The sequence below is a fragment of the Kosakonia pseudosacchari genome (assembly GCF_015167415.1).
GTDB lineage: Bacteria > Pseudomonadota > Gammaproteobacteria > Enterobacterales > Enterobacteriaceae > Kosakonia > Kosakonia pseudosacchari.
In genome coordinates this window covers 1,924,518-1,941,829 of sequence record NZ_CP063425.1, presented here as the reverse complement: position 1 = coordinate 1,941,829, position 17,312 = coordinate 1,924,518, and the positions used below count along the sequence as shown (strand labels likewise).

General features: G+C 53.5%; 14 protein-coding genes. 4 read left to right on the top strand and 10 right to left on the bottom strand.

Annotation, left to right across the window (positions count from 1 at the left end):
• Positions 1-99: 99 nt before the first annotated feature.
• Positions 100-3,546: a transcription-repair coupling factor gene (gene mfd, locus IP581_RS09055; protein ID WP_193822333.1), complete on the top strand. Its 3,447-nt coding sequence runs from the start codon at positions 100-102 to the stop codon at positions 3,544-3,546.
• Positions 3,547-3,706: 160 nt separating this feature from the next.
• On the top strand, positions 3,707-4,672 hold the full coding sequence (ldtC, locus tag IP581_RS09050; protein ID WP_193822332.1) for a L,D-transpeptidase LdtC: 966 nt from the start codon (positions 3,707-3,709) through the stop codon (positions 4,670-4,672).
• 76 nt (positions 4,673-4,748) lie between these two features.
• Here the strand turns inward: ldtC and bhsA are convergent, their stop codons facing one another.
• Complete coding sequence (gene bhsA, locus IP581_RS09045) at positions 4,749-5,006, bottom strand: multiple stress resistance protein BhsA (RefSeq protein WP_086869697.1); 258 nt, start codon at positions 5,004-5,006, stop codon at positions 4,749-4,751.
• Positions 5,007-5,250: 244 nt separating this feature from the next.
• Here bhsA and IP581_RS09040 point away from each other — a divergent pair, with 244 nt between their 5' ends.
• The gene (locus tag IP581_RS09040) at positions 5,251-5,886 is read left to right on the top strand and encodes a TetR/AcrR family transcriptional regulator (RefSeq protein WP_193822331.1); all 636 of its coding nucleotides are present in this window, start codon (positions 5,251-5,253) and stop codon (positions 5,884-5,886) included.
• Between the two features lie 524 nt (positions 5,887-6,410).
• Here the strand turns inward: IP581_RS09040 and IP581_RS09035 are convergent.
• The 8 genes from IP581_RS09035 to hinT form a co-directional block, all read right to left on the bottom strand.
• On the bottom strand, positions 6,411-6,950 hold the full coding sequence (locus IP581_RS09035; protein WP_020457466.1) for a glycine zipper 2TM domain-containing protein: 540 nt from the start codon (positions 6,948-6,950) through the stop codon (positions 6,411-6,413).
• A 195-nt stretch (positions 6,951-7,145) separates the two neighbouring features.
• Complete coding sequence (locus IP581_RS09030; protein ID WP_193822330.1) at positions 7,146-8,450, bottom strand: NAD(P)/FAD-dependent oxidoreductase; 1,305 nt, start codon at positions 8,448-8,450, stop codon at positions 7,146-7,148.
• Between the two features lie 258 nt (positions 8,451-8,708).
• Positions 8,709-9,251 (bottom strand): alpha/beta hydrolase YcfP, encoded by a 543-nt coding sequence (gene ycfP, locus IP581_RS09025; RefSeq protein WP_097400066.1) that lies wholly within the window; start codon positions 9,249-9,251, stop codon positions 8,709-8,711.
• Positions 9,252-9,287: 36 nt separating this feature from the next.
• Positions 9,288-10,313 carry a beta-N-acetylhexosaminidase gene (nagZ, locus tag IP581_RS09020; RefSeq protein ID WP_193822329.1) on the bottom strand — a complete coding sequence of 342 codons (1,026 nt, stop codon included), beginning with the start codon at positions 10,311-10,313 and terminating at the stop codon, positions 9,288-9,290.
• Between the two features lie 11 nt (positions 10,314-10,324).
• Positions 10,325-11,140 (bottom strand): thiamine kinase, encoded by an 816-nt coding sequence (thiK, locus tag IP581_RS09015; protein ID WP_193822328.1) that lies wholly within the window; start codon positions 11,138-11,140, stop codon positions 10,325-10,327.
• The gene (lpoB, locus tag IP581_RS09010; protein WP_086869708.1) at positions 11,121-11,780 is read right to left on the bottom strand and encodes a penicillin-binding protein activator LpoB; all 660 of its coding nucleotides are present in this window, start codon (positions 11,778-11,780) and stop codon (positions 11,121-11,123) included. Before lpoB ends, thiK begins: the two co-directional genes overlap by 20 nt.
• A 10-nt stretch (positions 11,781-11,790) precedes the next feature.
• On the bottom strand, positions 11,791-12,165 hold the full coding sequence (locus tag IP581_RS09005; protein ID WP_086869709.1) for a YcfL family protein: 375 nt from the start codon (positions 12,163-12,165) through the stop codon (positions 11,791-11,793).
• 1 nt (position 12,166) lies between these two features.
• Entirely contained in the window at positions 12,167-12,526 is a 360-nt protein-coding gene (gene hinT / locus IP581_RS09000) for a purine nucleoside phosphoramidase (protein WP_193822327.1), read from the bottom strand.
• Positions 12,527-12,865: 339 nt separating this feature from the next.
• Here hinT and fhuE point away from each other — a divergent pair, with 339 nt between their 5' ends.
• A complete protein-coding gene (fhuE, locus tag IP581_RS08995; protein ID WP_193822326.1) occupies positions 12,866-15,079 on the top strand; it encodes a ferric-rhodotorulic acid/ferric-coprogen receptor FhuE in 2,214 nt (737 codons plus the stop codon).
• Between the two features lie 514 nt (positions 15,080-15,593).
• Here fhuE and ptsG read toward each other — a convergent pair.
• Entirely contained in the window at positions 15,594-17,027 is a 1,434-nt protein-coding gene (gene ptsG / locus IP581_RS08990) for a PTS glucose transporter subunit IIBC (RefSeq protein ID WP_086869712.1), read from the bottom strand.
• Between the last annotated feature and the right edge of the window lie 285 nt (positions 17,028-17,312).

The window sequence follows — 17,312 nt, the reverse complement described above, 5'->3', positions numbered from 1 at the left end:
TTGGCTAACGCCGCCTAATCACAGATAATAATGGTATTGCGTATCAGGGATATGCCCCCATAACGGGGGGTATATCCATAATGAGATCTTGATATCCCCATGCCTGAACAATACCGTTATTCCCTGCCTGTCAAAGCAGGCGACCAGCGCCAGTTTGGCGAACTCACAGGTGCTGCCTGCGCCACCGAAGTTGCGGAAATCATTGAACGCCATCCGGGTCCCGTCGTGCTGATTGCGCCGGATATGCAAAACGCGCTGCGCTTGCAGGATGAGATTGGGCAATTTACCGATAACCTGGTGATGAACCTCGCCGACTGGGAAACGCTGCCGTATGACAGCTTCTCGCCACACCAGGAAATTATCTCTTCCCGCCTGTCGACGTTATATCAACTCCCCTCCATGCAGCGCGGTGTGTTGATTGTTCCGGTAAATACGCTGATGCAGCGCGTTTGCCCGCATAGCTACCTGCATGGCCATGCGCTGGTGATGAAAAAAGGCCAACGCTTGTCGCGCGACGAGCTGCGCAGCCAACTGGACAGCGCGGGTTATCGCCATGTTGATCAAGTTATGGAGCATGGGGAATACGCCACACGCGGCGCGCTGCTCGATCTTTTCCCGATGGGCAGTGAGCAGCCTTTCCGCCTCGACTTTTTCGACGACGAAATTGACAGTTTGCGTCTGTTTGACGCCGATACCCAGCGTACGCTGGAAGAAGTCGAGGCAATTAACTTACTGCCCGCGCACGAATTTCCGACCGATAAAAACGCCATTGAGCTGTTCCGCAGCCAGTGGCGCGATAAATTTGAGGTCAAACGCGACGCAGAGCATATCTACCAGCAAGTCAGCAAAGGTACGCTGCCTGCCGGGATTGAGTACTGGCAGCCGCTGTTTTTCAGCGAACCGCTACCGCCGCTGTTCAGCTATTTCCCGGCAAATACGTTGCTGGTCAACACCGGTAATCTGGAAAACAGCGCCGAGCGCTTCCAGCAGGAGACGCTGGCGCGTTTTGAGAACCGAGGTGTTGATCCCATGCGCCCTTTGCTGCCGCCGGAGACGCTGTGGCTTCGCGTTGATGAGCTCTACAGCGAGCTGAAGAAATGGCCGCGCATCCAGTTAAAAACCGAACAGCTGGCCGACAAAGCCGCGCATGTTAACCTGGGTTACCGGTCATTGCCGGATCTGGCGGTACAGGCGCAGCAGAAATCGCCGCTTGATAATCTGCGCAAGTTCCTCGAATCCTTCGCCGGGCCGGTGGTGTTCTCGGTTGAGAGTGAAGGTCGTCGCGAGGCGTTAATTGAGCTACTGGCGCGCATCAAAGTTGCGCCTAAGCGCATTATGCGTCTCGACGAAGCCGAAGCGCCTGGCGCATACCTGATGATTGGCGCCGCCGAACACGGCTTTATCGATACGTTACGCAGCCGGGCGTTGATTTGTGAAAGCGATCTGCTCGGTGAGCGCGTCGCGCGTCGCCGCCAGGATACACGACGCACTATCAACCCGGATACCTTGATCCGCAACCTCGCCGAACTGCATGACGGTCAGCCAGTGGTGCACCTGGAGCACGGCGTGGGCCGGTATGCCGGCATGACCACGCTGGAAGCGGGCGGCATCAAAGGCGAATACCTGGTGCTGACCTACGCGGGTGATGCCAAATTGTACGTGCCCGTCTCGTCGCTGCATTTAATCAGCCGCTACGCAGGTGGTGCGGAAGAGAACGCGCCGCTGCATAAACTGGGGAGCGATGCCTGGTCACGCGCGCGGCAAAAAGCGGCGGAAAAAGTGCGCGATGTCGCCGCAGAGCTGCTGGATATTTACGCGCAGCGCGCCGCCAAAGCGGGCTTCGCCTTTAAACATGACAAAGAGCAGTATCAACTTTTCTGCGACAGTTTCCCGTTTGAAACCACGCCGGATCAGGCGCAAGCCATTAACGCGGTACTCAGCGATATGTGCCAGCCGCTGGCAATGGACCGGCTGGTGTGCGGCGATGTCGGCTTCGGTAAAACCGAAGTGGCGATGCGCGCCGCGTTTCTTGCGGTTGAGAACAATAAGCAGGTGGCGGTGCTGGTGCCAACCACCCTGCTCGCCCAGCAGCACTTCGATAACTTCCGCGATCGCTTCGCCAACTGGCCGGTGCGCATTGAAATGCTTTCACGTTTTCGCAGCGCCAAAGAGCAGGCACAGATCCTGGAGCAGGCCGCCGAAGGGAAAATCGATATTCTGATTGGCACGCACAAGCTGCTGCAAAGCGATGTCAAAATGAAGGATCTCGGCCTGTTAATTGTCGATGAAGAGCACCGTTTCGGTGTGCGCCACAAAGAGCGTATTAAAGCGATGCGCGCCGATGTGGATATCCTGACGCTGACCGCCACGCCGATCCCCCGTACGCTGAATATGGCGATGAGCGGGATGCGCGATCTGTCGATTATCGCCACCCCACCCGCGCGCCGCCTGGCAGTGAAAACCTTTGTGCGCGAGTACGACAATCTGGTGGTGCGCGAGGCGATGCTGCGTGAAATCCTGCGCGGTGGGCAGGTCTATTATCTCTACAATGATGTGGAAAATATCCAGAAAGCCGCCGACCGGCTGGCGGAACTGGTGCCGGAAGCGCGCATCGCCATCGGTCACGGTCAGATGCGTGAACGCGAGCTGGAGCGGGTGATGAATGATTTCCACCATCAACGTTTCAACGTGCTGGTATGCACCACCATTATTGAAACCGGGATCGATATTCCGACCGCCAACACCATCATTATTGAACGCGCCGATCACTTCGGTCTTGCCCAACTACACCAGCTGCGCGGGCGTGTCGGGCGTTCGCACCACCAGGCCTACGCCTGGCTGCTGACGCCGCATCCTAAAGCCATGACCACCGATGCGCAAAAACGTCTGGAGGCCATCGCTTCGCTGGAAGATTTAGGCGCGGGCTTTGCGCTGGCAACGCATGACCTGGAGATTCGCGGTGCGGGAGAACTGCTGGGCGAAGACCAGAGTGGGCAGATGGAAACCATCGGCTTCTCGCTCTATATGGAGCTGCTGGAAAACGCGGTCGATGCGCTGAAAGCGGGCCGCGAGCCGTCGCTGGAAGATCTCACCAGCCAGCAAACTGAAGTTGAATTACGTATGCCTTCGCTGTTGCCGGATGACTTTATTCCTGACGTCAACACGCGCTTGTCATTCTATAAACGCATCGCCAGCGCCAAAGATGAGAACGCGCTGGAGGAGATTAAAGTCGAGCTGATTGACCGTTTCGGCCTGTTACCGGATCCGGCGCGTAACCTGCTGGATATTGCCCGCTTGCGCCAGCAGGCGCAAAAACTGGGGATCCGCAAGCTGGAAGGTAACGAGAAAGGCGGCATGATTGAGTTCAACGCGAAAAATCATGTTAACCCGGCGTGGCTGATTGGCTTACTGCAGAAACAACCGCAGCATTTCCGCCTCGATGGCCCAACGCGGTTGAAGTTTATGCAGGATCTCAGCGAGCGCAAAGTGCGTATGGATTGGGTACGTAACTTTATGCAGCAGCTCGCCGAAAACGCGGTAGCCTGACAAAAACGTTCCAGGCCGGGTCATACGACCCGGCCCCTTTACTTTCCTCAATATTTACAAATATTTTGCAATACTCCAGGATTTCCCTACACGCTGACCTACCATAATTCCATCACACAGATTTATAGCAATAACCTTATGATTTACATGGATTATGGTAATGATAAAAATGTCGCGTTTCGTTCACTGGCTCGCGCTGCTGGCCGCGGCTGCCACTGTCGCAGTCGCCCTACCCGCACGAGCTAACACCTGGCCTTTACCCCCTCCCGGCAGTCACCTCGTTGGCGAAAACCGTTTTCATGTCGTGCAGAACGACGGCGGTTCACTGGAGGCGATTGCCAAAAAATACAATGTGGGCTTTCTTGCGCTTTTACAGGCCAATCCCGGTGTTGACCCGTATGTCCCGCGGGCGGGCAGCGTCCTGACCATTCCGCTGCAAACGCTGCTCCCCGATGTGCCGCGCAAAGGCATTGTGATCAACCTCGCCGAACTGCGCCTCTATTACTTTCCGCCGGGTAAAAATGAAGTCACAGTTTATCCGATTGGCATTGGTCAACTGGGTGGCGACACACTGACGCCAACCATGGTCACCACAGTTTCTGATAAACGCGCGAACCCGACCTGGACACCGACCGCGAATATTCGCGCGCGCTATAAAGCACAGGGCATCGATCTGCCGGCGGTGATGCCTGCCGGGCCGGATAACCCGATGGGGCACCATGCCATTCGCCTTGCCGCGTTTGGTGGCGTCTATTTGCTGCACGGTACTAACGCAGATTTCGGTATCGGCATGCGCGTTAGCTCCGGCTGCATTCGCCTGCGGGACAAGGATATCTCTAATCTCTTTGCTCAGGTTTCTCCGGGTACACCAGTGAATATCATCAATACGCCTATTAAAGCGTCAGTTGAGCCTGATGGCAGACGACTGGTTGAAGTGCATCAGCCGTTATCGAAATCAATTAACGATGATCCCAAAACCTTACCCATCGTGCTGAACGCTGCTATGCAAGCTTTCAAAGACGATGCGCGCAGCGATGCGGCGGTGATGAGCCATGTGATGGAGGTGCGTTCCGGGATGCCGGTTGATGTCACCCGCCACATTGAAAACGCACCGCAGGTGATGTAACTCCCCTGGCGGCATAAAAAAAGGCCCTGCGATAATACGCGGGGCTTTTTTATAACTGAAGCGTTATGTGTTGCACTTATTTGTAGAGAACAGCCGTGCCGTGCAGATTGTCGGAACCGGTCACAGAGGTGATGCGAAATGATTTTGCCCCCATCTGATCGGCTTTCTGTGCCAGTTGATCTTCAACCGATGCGAGGTTGGAGTTGGCACGCACACCAACGGTCGCCACTTCCTGCTGGCCTGCCGGAGCAGATTGCACTTCAACAGCAGCGAAGCTGGCGAAAGAGAAAGAACTCAGTACAGCAGCAGTAAACAGCGCGGTGATATTTTTCATGATGTCTTTCCTGGATGCAGATGAAGAATGTCGTTAAACATTAAATTAACGATCGATACACAAATCGTAGATGCGATCTCAATCACGCGTCAACATGTTTTTATAACGATCATTAAATAAAATTAAATTTATTGATAATTCATAAGGATATGATTTATCAATATGTGCTGATTTGCTGCTGGTTATCTGGCGGAATTATTTTTATAATGGTCATTCAACAAACTAACAAAGGTTAGGCGGCGATATGACCAGTGAAGTCAGCAGTTGCATCAAAAAAAGCCGTGGACGACCGAAAGTGTTCGACAGGGAAGCGGCGCTCGACAAAGCCATGACGCTATTTTGGCAACATGGTTACGAAGCCACATCATTATCCGATCTCGTCGAAGCGACCGGGGCGAAAGCGCCGACGCTGTATGCCGAGTTCACCAACAAAGAGGGGCTGTTTCGCGCTGTCCTCGATCGTTACATCACCCGTTTCGCGCGTCAGCATGAAGCGCAGTTGTTGTGCGAAGAAAAATCAGTGGAAAGTGCGCTGCGCGATTACTTCACTGCCGTGGCGAAGTGTTTTACTAGCACGGATACGCCCGCCGGGTGCTTTATGATCAACACCTCGGCGACACTGGCAGCATCGTCACAGGCAATTGCGAACACCATAAAATCGCGACATGCACAGCAGGAAGAGACGCTGCGTCAGTTCCTCACCGCTCGCCAGCTACGCGGTGAAATTCCACAAGCGGTTGACACACTCGTACTAGCGCAGTTTTTAGGATGTATCCTGCAGGGCATGTCCATCAGCGCGCGTGAAGGTGCGAGTTGCGAAAAACTTTTGCAAATCATTCACACCACTCTGCGGCTGTGGCCGGATTTGATCAAAGCCTGAAAAAAAATGAGACGGGAAACCGTCTCATCTTGTCTCTGTGATACAGATATCACATTTCAATAATAGGTAAAATCTATCAGCGTTTTCCCCCGCTTTGCTATTCTTAATTGTGATTATTGCGCGGCTAATGATTAGTCCGGATGATACAAAATAATGTGCATCATGATGATGCAGCTATGTACATACTTTCCTTTGCTCTCACCCTAAATGCTGTATTGAACGACTTCCGAGGATAAAGGGTATTTACCTGTACTTAACACATGCAGAAGGAAAATGGAGATGATTTTGCTATTACCATTCATTAAAGTGTTAATAGTAATAACATTATTATTTGGTCTGTGGGTTTTGTTAGGTGGTTCAGTACTGTTTGCATTTATCTCAATTGTGATAACAGGCCTGCTGCTGGTTCGCCAACACGACTTTATTTAACTGATTAAAAGCCTTGCAGAAATGTAAGGCTTTTTTAATGAAAAAAGGCTCCTCAGCCTGAGCGATGAGGAGCCAACATGCAGAGTACTTCTGTTTTACGCTTTGTTATTCAAAACAAGTTGACCGTTGCCATCCAGCGGAATTTGCGTACCGGGATCTTTATCCATGCGGATTTTTCCCTGCTGGTCACCAATTTTATACGTTACGTCATAGCCGAGCATTTTTTCTGACTTGTCATACACGGTGCTACAACGTTGCTGGGTCGTGGTGTAGGTATCCCTTTCTTGCATCCCGCCCTGAATCTGATTACCGGCGTAACCGCCGCCCAGCGCACCAACGACTGTGGCGACATCTTTACCGCGACCGCCACCAAACTGGTGCCCCAGCACGCCCCCCGCTACCGCGCCAAGAACAGAACCGGTAATACGGTTTTCATCTTGCACGGGACGACGATGCGTTACTGTCACGTTTCGGCACTCCTGACGTGGCGTTTTCACCGTTTCCTTGATTGGCGTCGCAGAAACCACTTGCGCGTACTGAGGACCGCGCTCAAACACGTTCAGGCTGGCAACTGCGGCAACGCCCAGTGCAGCGGCCACGCCAATACCGATACCCGCTAACATTGATTTGTTCATCAGGATTCTCTCCCTGTTTGCTATTGGTAACAATTTTGCAACTTCGCAAGCAAGGAAGCCAATCAGAAAGAGCGTAAAAAGAGGGATAGTGGGCAGGAAAAAGACGATATTCAGAGTTATCCGAGCGGTTTAACGCCACCTGCAGAGCGATATGCTGCTCCCTGGGCAGGTAAAGCCGCAGGGAGCAGAGCAGCGTTAGTGCAATTTGAGACGCGGGCGGATCACCCGGTTAATACTACCAACCAGCATCATCAGGCCAGTTTTGAAATAACCATGCAGCGCGACCTGGTGCATACGGTACAGCGAGATATACACAAAGCGTGCAATACGCCCTTCAACCATCATTGAACCGCGCATCAGGTTGCCCATCAGACTGCCAACCGTCGAGAAATTGGACAGGGAAACCAGCGAGCCATGATCTTTATAAACGTACGATTTCAGCGGCTTACCTTTGATCTGCGCCAGAATGTTATGCAAAGCAAGGCTTGCCATCTGGTGAGCGGCCTGCGCACGCGGCGGTACAAAACCACCTTCCGGTCGTGCACACGACGCGCAATCGCCAATTGCGTAAATGTCCACATCGCGGGTGGTTTGTAATGTTGGTTCGACCACCAGTTGGTTAATGCGGTTGGTTTCCAGCCCGCCAATCTCTTTCATAAAGTCCGGCGCTTTGATACCCGCCGCCCACACCATCAGATCGGCGTTGATATATTCGCCCTCTTTCGTGTGCAGACCGCCTTCATCGGCACTGGTCACCATCGTTTGGGTCAACACGCGGACACCCATTTTGGTCAACTCGTTATGCGCGGCACCGGAAATCCGTGGCGGCAGCGCAGGCAGAATACGATCGCCTGCTTCTACCAGCGTCACGTTCAGCGCTTCGTTTGTCAGGCCTTTATAACCATAACTGTGCAGCTGTTTCACCGCGTTGTGCAGCTCCGCCGAGAGTTCAACACCGGTTGCCCCACCGCCAACAATCGCAATATTCACTTTGCCATTAGCGCCAAGGTTCGCCGAATATTTCAGGAACAGATTGAGCATCTCCTGGTGGAAACGGCGCGCCTGGTGTGGGTTGTCGAGGAAGATACAGTGCTCTTTCACGCCAGGTGTGTTGAAGTCGTTCGAGGTACTGCCGAGCGCCATTATCAGCGTGTCATAGGCCAGTTTACGCTCCGGTACCAGCAAATCGCCCTTCTCATCACGCAGTTCAGCGAGCGTGATGGTTTTGCCTTCGCGATTAATATCGACGACAGAACCGAGCTGGAACTGGAAATGGTGATTACGCGCGTGCGCCAGGTAGCTCAGCGCATCGACACCCTCATCCAGAGACCCTGTCGCCACTTCGTGCAGCAACGGCTTCCACAAATGGCTGTGATTACGATCGACAAGCGTGATTTTCGCTTTTTTTCCGCGGCCAAGCTTTTTACCTAACTGCGTCGCCAGTTCCAGACCGCCAGCACCACCGCCTACAATCACAATTTTCTTCAATGGTGTAGTCAACGTGACCCCCTAAAATATTAACCAATTGTTAATTAAAAGTTATGATAATAGCCTTTAATTAACAACAGGTTACGCACTTACAACCAGATATTGACGTCGAGAATAACACGAACGGTTCAATGGTCATACCAAAATTGATATGCATCAAGTTTTAATGCGTAAAAGATGAGCAAGTGTAGTCGACAGACAAAATAGTGCCCGGCGAAACGCAGAGATAAAAATAACGCCGGCAGGTGAGATGACCTGCCGGAAGGGGGATTAACCGAGGGTTTTAAAGGCTTTAATACGCTGGAGATGCGGTGAGATGTTCTTGAATTTATGCGACTGTTCTTCGTCCCAGACAATTTCGTAGTAGGGGTGCAACTCCTCAGCTGAGCGCTGGCTGTCCAGTGCCTCATCCTGGCGCGAGAGGATCACCAGGCAGCGATCGCGATTTTTCTCACGAAAGTTGGCCACGCATTTGGTGGCAATGTCCTGATACTCTTCCGGGCGGTCAATTTTCCCTTCCATATTTTCGTAAGGAAACAGGTTAGGGTTGAGGATCACCTGACGGATATCGCACAAGAAACCGATACGTTCAGCCCAGTACCCGCCAAGGCCAACACCGCAAATCAGCGGACGCTCGTCGATATTGAGCTGCAACATTTTATCCACTTCTTTCAGCAGGTGCTGCATATCATGCTTCGGGTGGCGCGTACTGTAGCTAATCAGGCGCACATCCGGATCAATAAATTGCAGCTGCAACACTTTTTCATGGTTGCCGGGGCTGTTTGAGTCAAAACCGTGTAAATAGATAATCATGGTATCCTCACCACTTCGACATCGCGTCCGCAGGAATTAACGGGCCTCTTTGTGCTCCTGCCAGCGCGCATGCAACTGCTCCAGTTCGTTATGAGCAGCCTTCCAGCGCGCTGAGCTCATCAACTCCTGACGAGAAGATGAACCTTTATGATACAAATGCGTAACACGTTGTGCATTGATCGGCGACAGGTTATCCAATACGCTTACCGCGCCTTTACGATTATTACAGACCAGGATCATATCGCAACCGGCATCCAGCGACGCTTGCCCACGCTCAGCGTAACTTCCCATGATCGCCGCGCCTTCCATTGACAAATCATCCGAAAAAATCACGCCGTCAAAACCCAGCTCGCCGCGTAATACGGTTTTCAGCCAATATGGCGAGCCGCTGGCCGGACGCGGATCTGCATCGGCATAGATGACATGCGCGGGCATAATCGCATCGAGTTTGTTTTGCTCAATGAGGCTGCGGAATATCGTCATGTCATGCGCGCGGATCTCGCCTTGTGGTCGCGGGTCGCGTGGCGTTTCTTTATGGGAATCGGCCGTAACCGCTCCGTGACCGGGGAAGTGTTTACCGGTGGTTTTCATCCCTGCGCTGTGCATCCCGTCGATAAATCGCGTCGCCATAGCCAGCGCTTTCACCGGATCTTCGTGATAGGAACGCTCGCCAATCGCCGCGCTGATATGCCCGACATCCAGCACCGGGGCAAAACTGATGTCGATATCCATGGCGATCATTTCACTGGCCATTAGCCAACCCGCCTCCTGCGCCAGTCGCCCCCCCTCTTCCAGCCCATGCAAAGCTGCAAAAGATTGTGCGGCAGGTAAGCGAGTAAAACCGTCGCGAAAGCGCTGTACGCGCCCGCCTTCCTGATCGACCGCCACCACCAGACGATGATGCGAAGCGCTGCGGATCTGGCGCACCAACTCCCGTAATTGCTCGGGATCGTGATAATTACGGGTAAAGAGGATCAGGCCGCCAACCAGCGGGTGCGCCAGAATCTCGCGCTCTTCCGCATCCAGTTCATACCCTTCCACATCCAACATCACTGGGCCCACATTTACCTCTCTTATCCTTTTGTTGCCAGCTGACGCCATGTTTCATTCGCCAGCGTAATAAATTGTTGATCGCCCGTCAGCTGCCAGCGGCACTCATACCAGCCAGCCATTAGCATCAAAACCCACGGTCTCCAGCGCCGGACCTGGCGCCACAGCAGAGCGGGATTAATCGCAGACTGTTGCGCATAGTGATTCACCAGTTCCTGCCGCTCTGCTTCGTTTTTCGTCCATACGGCAGACAACTCCAGCGCGATATCGCCATCGCCCGCATATTCCCAGTCGATCAACCGCAAACCCGCAGCGCTCTGTACCAGGTTTCCGGCGTGGACATCCATATGTAACGGTGCCAGCCGTAGCGGCACAGGCTCTTTTCGCTGGCGCAACTGCTTTAACTGCCGCAGCCAGAATGGCGTCCGCCGCGAGCGCGCACTCTGCTGCCAGTAACCTTCAAGCAGCGGCAATAATGTTATCCGCCAGCCAAACAGCGGTTGTCGGTGTAAATCATACAGTAACGGCACCAGCACCCCGGCCTGTGGCAGCCCGGTGCAGACCTCGCCGGGCAGGTATTCGACCGCCATCCACTCGCCGGTGAATAAGCGCGGACGAGGCGTAATAGAAACAGGCAAACGGCGAAGTAAGCGATACTGGCGCAGAAAAGGCAATGAGGTCGCATGGTGCCGTTTTCGCAGCACCAGCGTATGCCGCCCATCGCTGATAAGACAACTCCCGCCGCTGAGCCCGGTATGCTGGCCAGCGACGGGAGTATAGGTCGGAAAGTAGCGTGACAACACCTCGTCACGCGTCTGTTTATTGTTGCTGAACCGCACCTTTACCCGACCAGATAATTTCGCCGGTCTGTACCAGCATCAATTGCATTTGCAGCGCCGGTGCGTTGACGTTCCCGGTCGCACTGGAGTAAAGCACATACTGCGCCCCGACGTTACGGGCGATACCGATGGCTTTACTACGCGTACCGAGGCTGTCTTGTGGCGAAAGCCCCAGTTGCTGCTTCGCGACCGCCAGTTGCTGTTCGGTAACAAGCGTAAATTTGCCGTTATTCGCTAACGCGTTGCGCACCACCCCCGTGGCTTCACCCGTGTTGATAGAACCGTTGGTTCGGTTATTGACGCTATCCACTAACAGCACGCTACCGGCGTTCGCACCGCTTGCCTGCAACATTTTGCCGACCATCGGCTGAACGGCGCTGTTCCAGTCAAAATGACGCTCGCGCGGCGCGGGTTGCCCCGTCTGGTCCTGGTGCTCAATCGGCCCGGGTTGCTGCTGTGGCAGCGTCGGGACTGAAGGCACCTCCGGCACCGGTTGTTGCGGCTGTACCGGCGTGGGTTGTTGCGGCGTTCCTGCACCACCCGCCTGATCAACCGGTGCGGGTTGCTGATCGCTAATACAGCCCGCAAGCAGCACGGCCAGGGTTGTCAATAGCGCGTAGCGTCCAATAGTTTTAATCAAGAGTCACCCCTTACAGGTAAAGATAAAGTCTGACGCTGTGCGCACCCAAATAGTTGGCGCTGCCATACAGCGTCACGCCCGAATTACCCGGGATCGTGACGGTTCGCGGCGCTTCCAGCGGGTGCATTTCCAGACCTCTGGCGTCATACCAGAAAAAACGATAATGCACGGTAACGGGCTGCTGTCGTTCATTAAACAACCGTGAAGACGCGGAAGGCTGGAGTTCCTGCGTACTTAACGTCGGCGGCTGCGCGATAATCCCTGAGGCCAGAATGCTCGATTCCATCACTAACGTCTGGTCGTCGGCGACCGGGATCGTTGGACGTGAACTGCACCCCACCAGCACCAGCGCTGCCAGCCATAATCCGACACGCCCGTTCGTCATATCAAAGACCTTTATGAGCCAGCATCGGCCCCAGTGCGCGCCCGCCGAGCAGGTGCATATGGATATGATAAACCTCCTGCCCGCCATGACGATTACAGTTCATGATCAAACGGTAACCGTCTTCTGCAATCCCCTCGTCACGGGCGATTTTCGCCGCAACGGTCAACATGCGCCCCAGCGCCTGCTCGTGCGCTTCGGTCACGTCATTCACGGTTGGGATCAGGATGTTTGGCACAATCAGGACATGGGTTGGAGCCTGCGGAGAGATATCGCGAAAAGCGGTGACCAGTTCGTCCTGGTAAACAATATCCGTGGGAATTTCGCGGCGAATGATTTTACTGAAAATGGTTTCTTCGGCCATGACGTTTTCCTTTTATGTACGCGGAGCCAGCCCGCAGCCGTCGTCAATTACGTGCCCTAGAGTATGATCGAGATTCTCTTGTTGTTTCAACCAAAACGCTGTTTTTCTTTCACCTTTCCCGTGCTGTTAGGGTGCAAATCTCCCGCGTTTAAGCCGCGCTGCGGTGAAACGGCATTTCAGTAGTGAATATTACATCTGTTTACATTCATGTGGTGAATGCGTATATTTCGCATTTGCATTTTCATGCGCAATTATTATCAGACGAATTACAAAACCCGCCTGACGCGACACCGTATCGCTGCAAGGCTCTCCCTCTAACGCACCATTAAGGGTTTATTCATGTCTTTCACTCATCACGCCAGGGGCGAAGCGCGTCCGTTAGCTGCCACACCGTCTCTGCTTGCCGCCTGCGTTTCAATAGCTTTAGTCCCCTCTGCTGCGTTTGCGGCAGATACCGCTGCAGGTTCTGAAGATACCGTTGTGGTTGATGGCGCGGCATTAAGCACCTCTGACAGCCAGGCGCAAGACTACAGCGTGAAAACCACCACCACTGGCACCAAGCTGTTACTGGTTCCGCGTGACATCCCGCAATCAGTGAGTGTGGTCAGCCAGCAACGTATGCAGGATCAGCAGCTAAATACGATCGAACAAGTGCTGGACAATACAATTGGCGTCAGCGCATCACGCATTGACAGTCATCGCACCAACTTCTTCGCCCGCGGCTTTTTTGTCAGTAACTTTGCTTATGAAGATATGCCGACATTCCTTGATAACCGCTGGAATTTTGGTGATACCGCTGGCGACACGGCAATTTATGACAAGATTGAAGTGGTGCGCGGCGCGGCCGGCCTGATGAGTGGAACAGGTAATCCCTCTGCTTATGTCAACATGGTGCGTAAGCATGCAGACAGCAAAGAGTTTAAAGGAACCGCCACCGCAACATACGGTAGCTGGGACAATCAGCGCTATGTGCTGGATCTGCAAGCACCGCTGACCGAATCCGGCAACGTGCGCGGCCGGGTTATCACCGGTTATCAGGATAAAGACTCCTGGGTTGAACGTAACCACTACCGTAAAAAATTCATTACCGGCGTGGTGGATGCGGATATCACAGATTCCACCACCCTTTCGCTCGGCTATGACTATCAGGAAAGCGAAGAGGACAGCCCGACCTGGGGCGGTTTCCCCTCGCTGTACAGCGACGGCAGCCGTACGCATTTCCGTCGCGGTTTCAACACCGCTGCTGACTGGGCTTACTCCAATGTCGATTCTTCAAAAATTTTCGCCAATCTGACCCAACGTTTTGATAACGGCTGGGAAGCGAAAGTTAACGCCATGCATGCGGAAACCAACTTCGACAGCAAGTTGATGTATATCGACGGTTACCCGGACAAAACCACCGGTCTGTATGATGCCTCACAGTGGCAAGGCGCATGGGGCGGCTGGAACCGTGGCGAGCGTAAACAAGACTCCATCGATGCCTTTGTTCGCGGTGGTTACGATTTGCTTGGTCGCCAGCACGAAGTGATGTTCGGTGGTAGCTACAGCCGCCAGCGCAACAATTATGACAACGCCTATCCGGTTAATGATAATTCCGGCCTGATGGATGTCGGCAACATTCATAACTATAACGGTAACACGCTGGCTGACCCGACATGGTCTGACTGGGCGCTCTACCAGCGCGATGTGATCCGCCAGAAATCATTGTATGCGGCAACCCGAATCTCTTTGGCCGATCCGCTGCACTTGATCCTTGGCGCGCGTTATACCGAATGGAGCGCAAAATATAATCTGGAACGTAAGCCGGATGAGATCCGTACCAGCAAGTCCGATGACGTCACGCCATACGCTGGCCTGATTTATGACATTGATGACACCTGGTCTGTTTACGGTAGCTACACCTCTATTTTCCAGCCTTCAAACCAGCGTGATATCAACAGTGAATTCCTTGACCCCACAACGGGTAAAAGTTACGAAGCCGGGATCAAGGGCGACTGGTACAACACGCGTCTGACAGCAACCCTGGCGGTGTTCCGTACCGAGCAGGATCATGTTGCCGTATCGACCGGCGAGTACATTCCGAATTCCGGCGGCCAGACAGCGTATAAATCCGTCAATGGCACCGTAAGCAAAGGTGTCGAATTTGAACTCAATGGTGCCCTCACCGACAACTTACAGCTCACCTTTGGTGCCAGCCGGTTTATGGCTGAAGATGGTGACGGTGTAGCCGTTAACCCGGAACAGGCGCGCACGACGATGAAATTGTTCACGCGTTACCAGTTGCCGATGCTACCGGAACTTTCCGTTGGCGGCGGCGCACGCTGGCAGAATAAAACCTGGCAGGATATCAAAGGCCCGAACGGCGATATGCGCATCACCCAGAGCGGTTATACGGTGGTGGATCTCTTCACCCGCTACCAGGCAACCAAAAACTTTGCGGTTCAAGCCAATCTGAACAATGTGTTCGATAAAGAGTATTACGATTATCTGGGCACTTATGGTGTATACGGCGCACCACGCAACTTCTCCGTAAGCGCCAGTTACAGCTTCTGATCACCAACGCGCCAGACTCACCAGGCCCGCCGTTCTCCAGGCGGGCTTTTTTACGCTTTGCAGATTATGTTTTCCACTATCTGCGTGGCGCCCCCGAAAACCGCTATTACCGATAACTGCCCTGCATCCCGTTCTCCAGCGAGCCCCTTAGGCAGACGTTACCGCTGCACTGATCCTTGCACGTTTCTCACTATACCCGGCGTAAGTTTATGCCGCGCGGCTGTGAGTCCTGTTCGGTGGCAATGAAACGAGTTTACCGGAGCGGAGGCCGTTAATGGCACACGGTCTGTTGGCGGCGACTGACGTTGTTCCTCTGTTTTATTCAGACGCCGTTATAAAAGGCGACATTGATTGCGCCCTGGATGGGTATACCGTCATTCAGCAACAGAAGCCTCTGCCTGCTTTATGAAATTGAATCCGGAGCCAAAACCTGAAGCTGGCCACGCTTATGGGCAGCATTTTGAGCAATAAAAAAGGGAGCCATCAGGCTCCCTCAGTCTCCCCAGACTATGGCTTAGTTGTTACGGATGTACTCATCCATTTCGGTTTTCAGGTTATCGGATTTAGTACCGAAAATTGCCTGCACACCGGAACCAGCAACAACCACACCCGCAGCGCCCAGTTTCTTCAGGCCAGCCTGATCCACTTTCGCTACGTCAGCCACGCTGACACGCAGACGCGTGATGCACGCATCCAGGTTGGTGATGTTCTCTTTACCGCCGAACGCCGTAACCAGAGCCGGAGCCATTTCGCTGGTAGCACCCGCTTTGCTCTCTTCAGTGGTGTCTTCACGACCCGGAGTTTTCAGATCCAGCGCTTTGATCAGCACGCGGAAGATGGTGTAGTAAACCACCGCATAGCCCGCACCGACAATCGGGAACAGCCACAGTTTGCTGCTGTTACCGCTCAGCACGATGAAGTCAATCAGACCGTGAGAGAACGACGTACCGTCACGCATACCCAGCAGGATACAGATCGGGAATGCCAGACCAGCCAGAATCGCGTGGATTACGTACAGGATCGGCGCAACGAACATGAAGGAGAACTCGATCGGCTCGGTGATACCGGTCAGGAACGAGGTCAACGCTGCGGAGATCATGATACCGCCCACTTTCGCGCGGTTTTCCGGTTTTGCAGAGTGCCAGATAGCGATAGCAGCAGCCGGCAGACCGTACATTTTGAACAGGAAGCCGCCAGACAGTTTGCCCGCAGTCGGGTCGCCCGCCATATAACGCGGGATATCGCCGTGGAACACCTGACCTGCCGCGTTGGTGAACTCACCAATCTGCATCTGGAAAGGTACGTTCCAGATGTGGTGCAGACCAAACGGCACCAGGCAACGTTCAATGAAGCCGTAGATACCGAACGCCACAACCGGGTTCTGGTAAGCGGCCCACTGGGAGAAAGTCTGAATCGCAGTACCGATCGGCGGCCAAATGAAGGAGAGGATCACGCCGGTGAAAATCGCAGCCAGACCGGAGATGATCGGCACGAAACGTTTACCAGCGAAGAAGCCCAGATACTCAGGCAGCTTGATGCGATAGAAGCGGTTAAACATATACGCCGCAATCGCGCCGGAGATGATACCGCCGAGCACACCGGTATCAGCCAGGTGTTTTGCGGCAATTTCTTCAGCAGGTAAATGCAGAACCAGAGGCGCAACCACTGCCATGGTTTTCACCATGATGCCGTAGGCAACTACAGAGGCCAGAGCCGAAACGCCGTCGTTATTGGTAAAGCCAAGCGCAACACCGATAGCGAAGATCAACGGCATGTTAGCAAAAACGGAACCGCCCGCTTCGGCCATAACGTGGGAAACCACTTCTGGCAGCCAGCTGAAGTTTGCAGAACCGACGCCCAGCAGGATACCTGCGATAGGCAGTACGGATACTGGCAGCATCAGCGATTTACCGACCTTCTGCAGGTTAGCAAATGCATTCTTAAACATAATTGAGAGTGCTCCTGAGTATTAGTGCTTTTTTCTACGCTTTCACGCATTGGCGAGGGGGGAGATCCGCGCCGTGGGAAGGGCATCTAAGCGCCCTTTATTTATTACACAGAGTAAAATAAATCAGTAAAAGTTTGTTTGACGGCTATCACGTTTCAGCTAGCGCCGGTCACGAAACTCACACTGATTTACAAAAGGTGTCGGCTTCCGTATGAAAAACGACCGCCACCGCCTTTTTTATGGCGGTGAACTTTACTCCGATCGTTTATTAATTACGAGTACTAA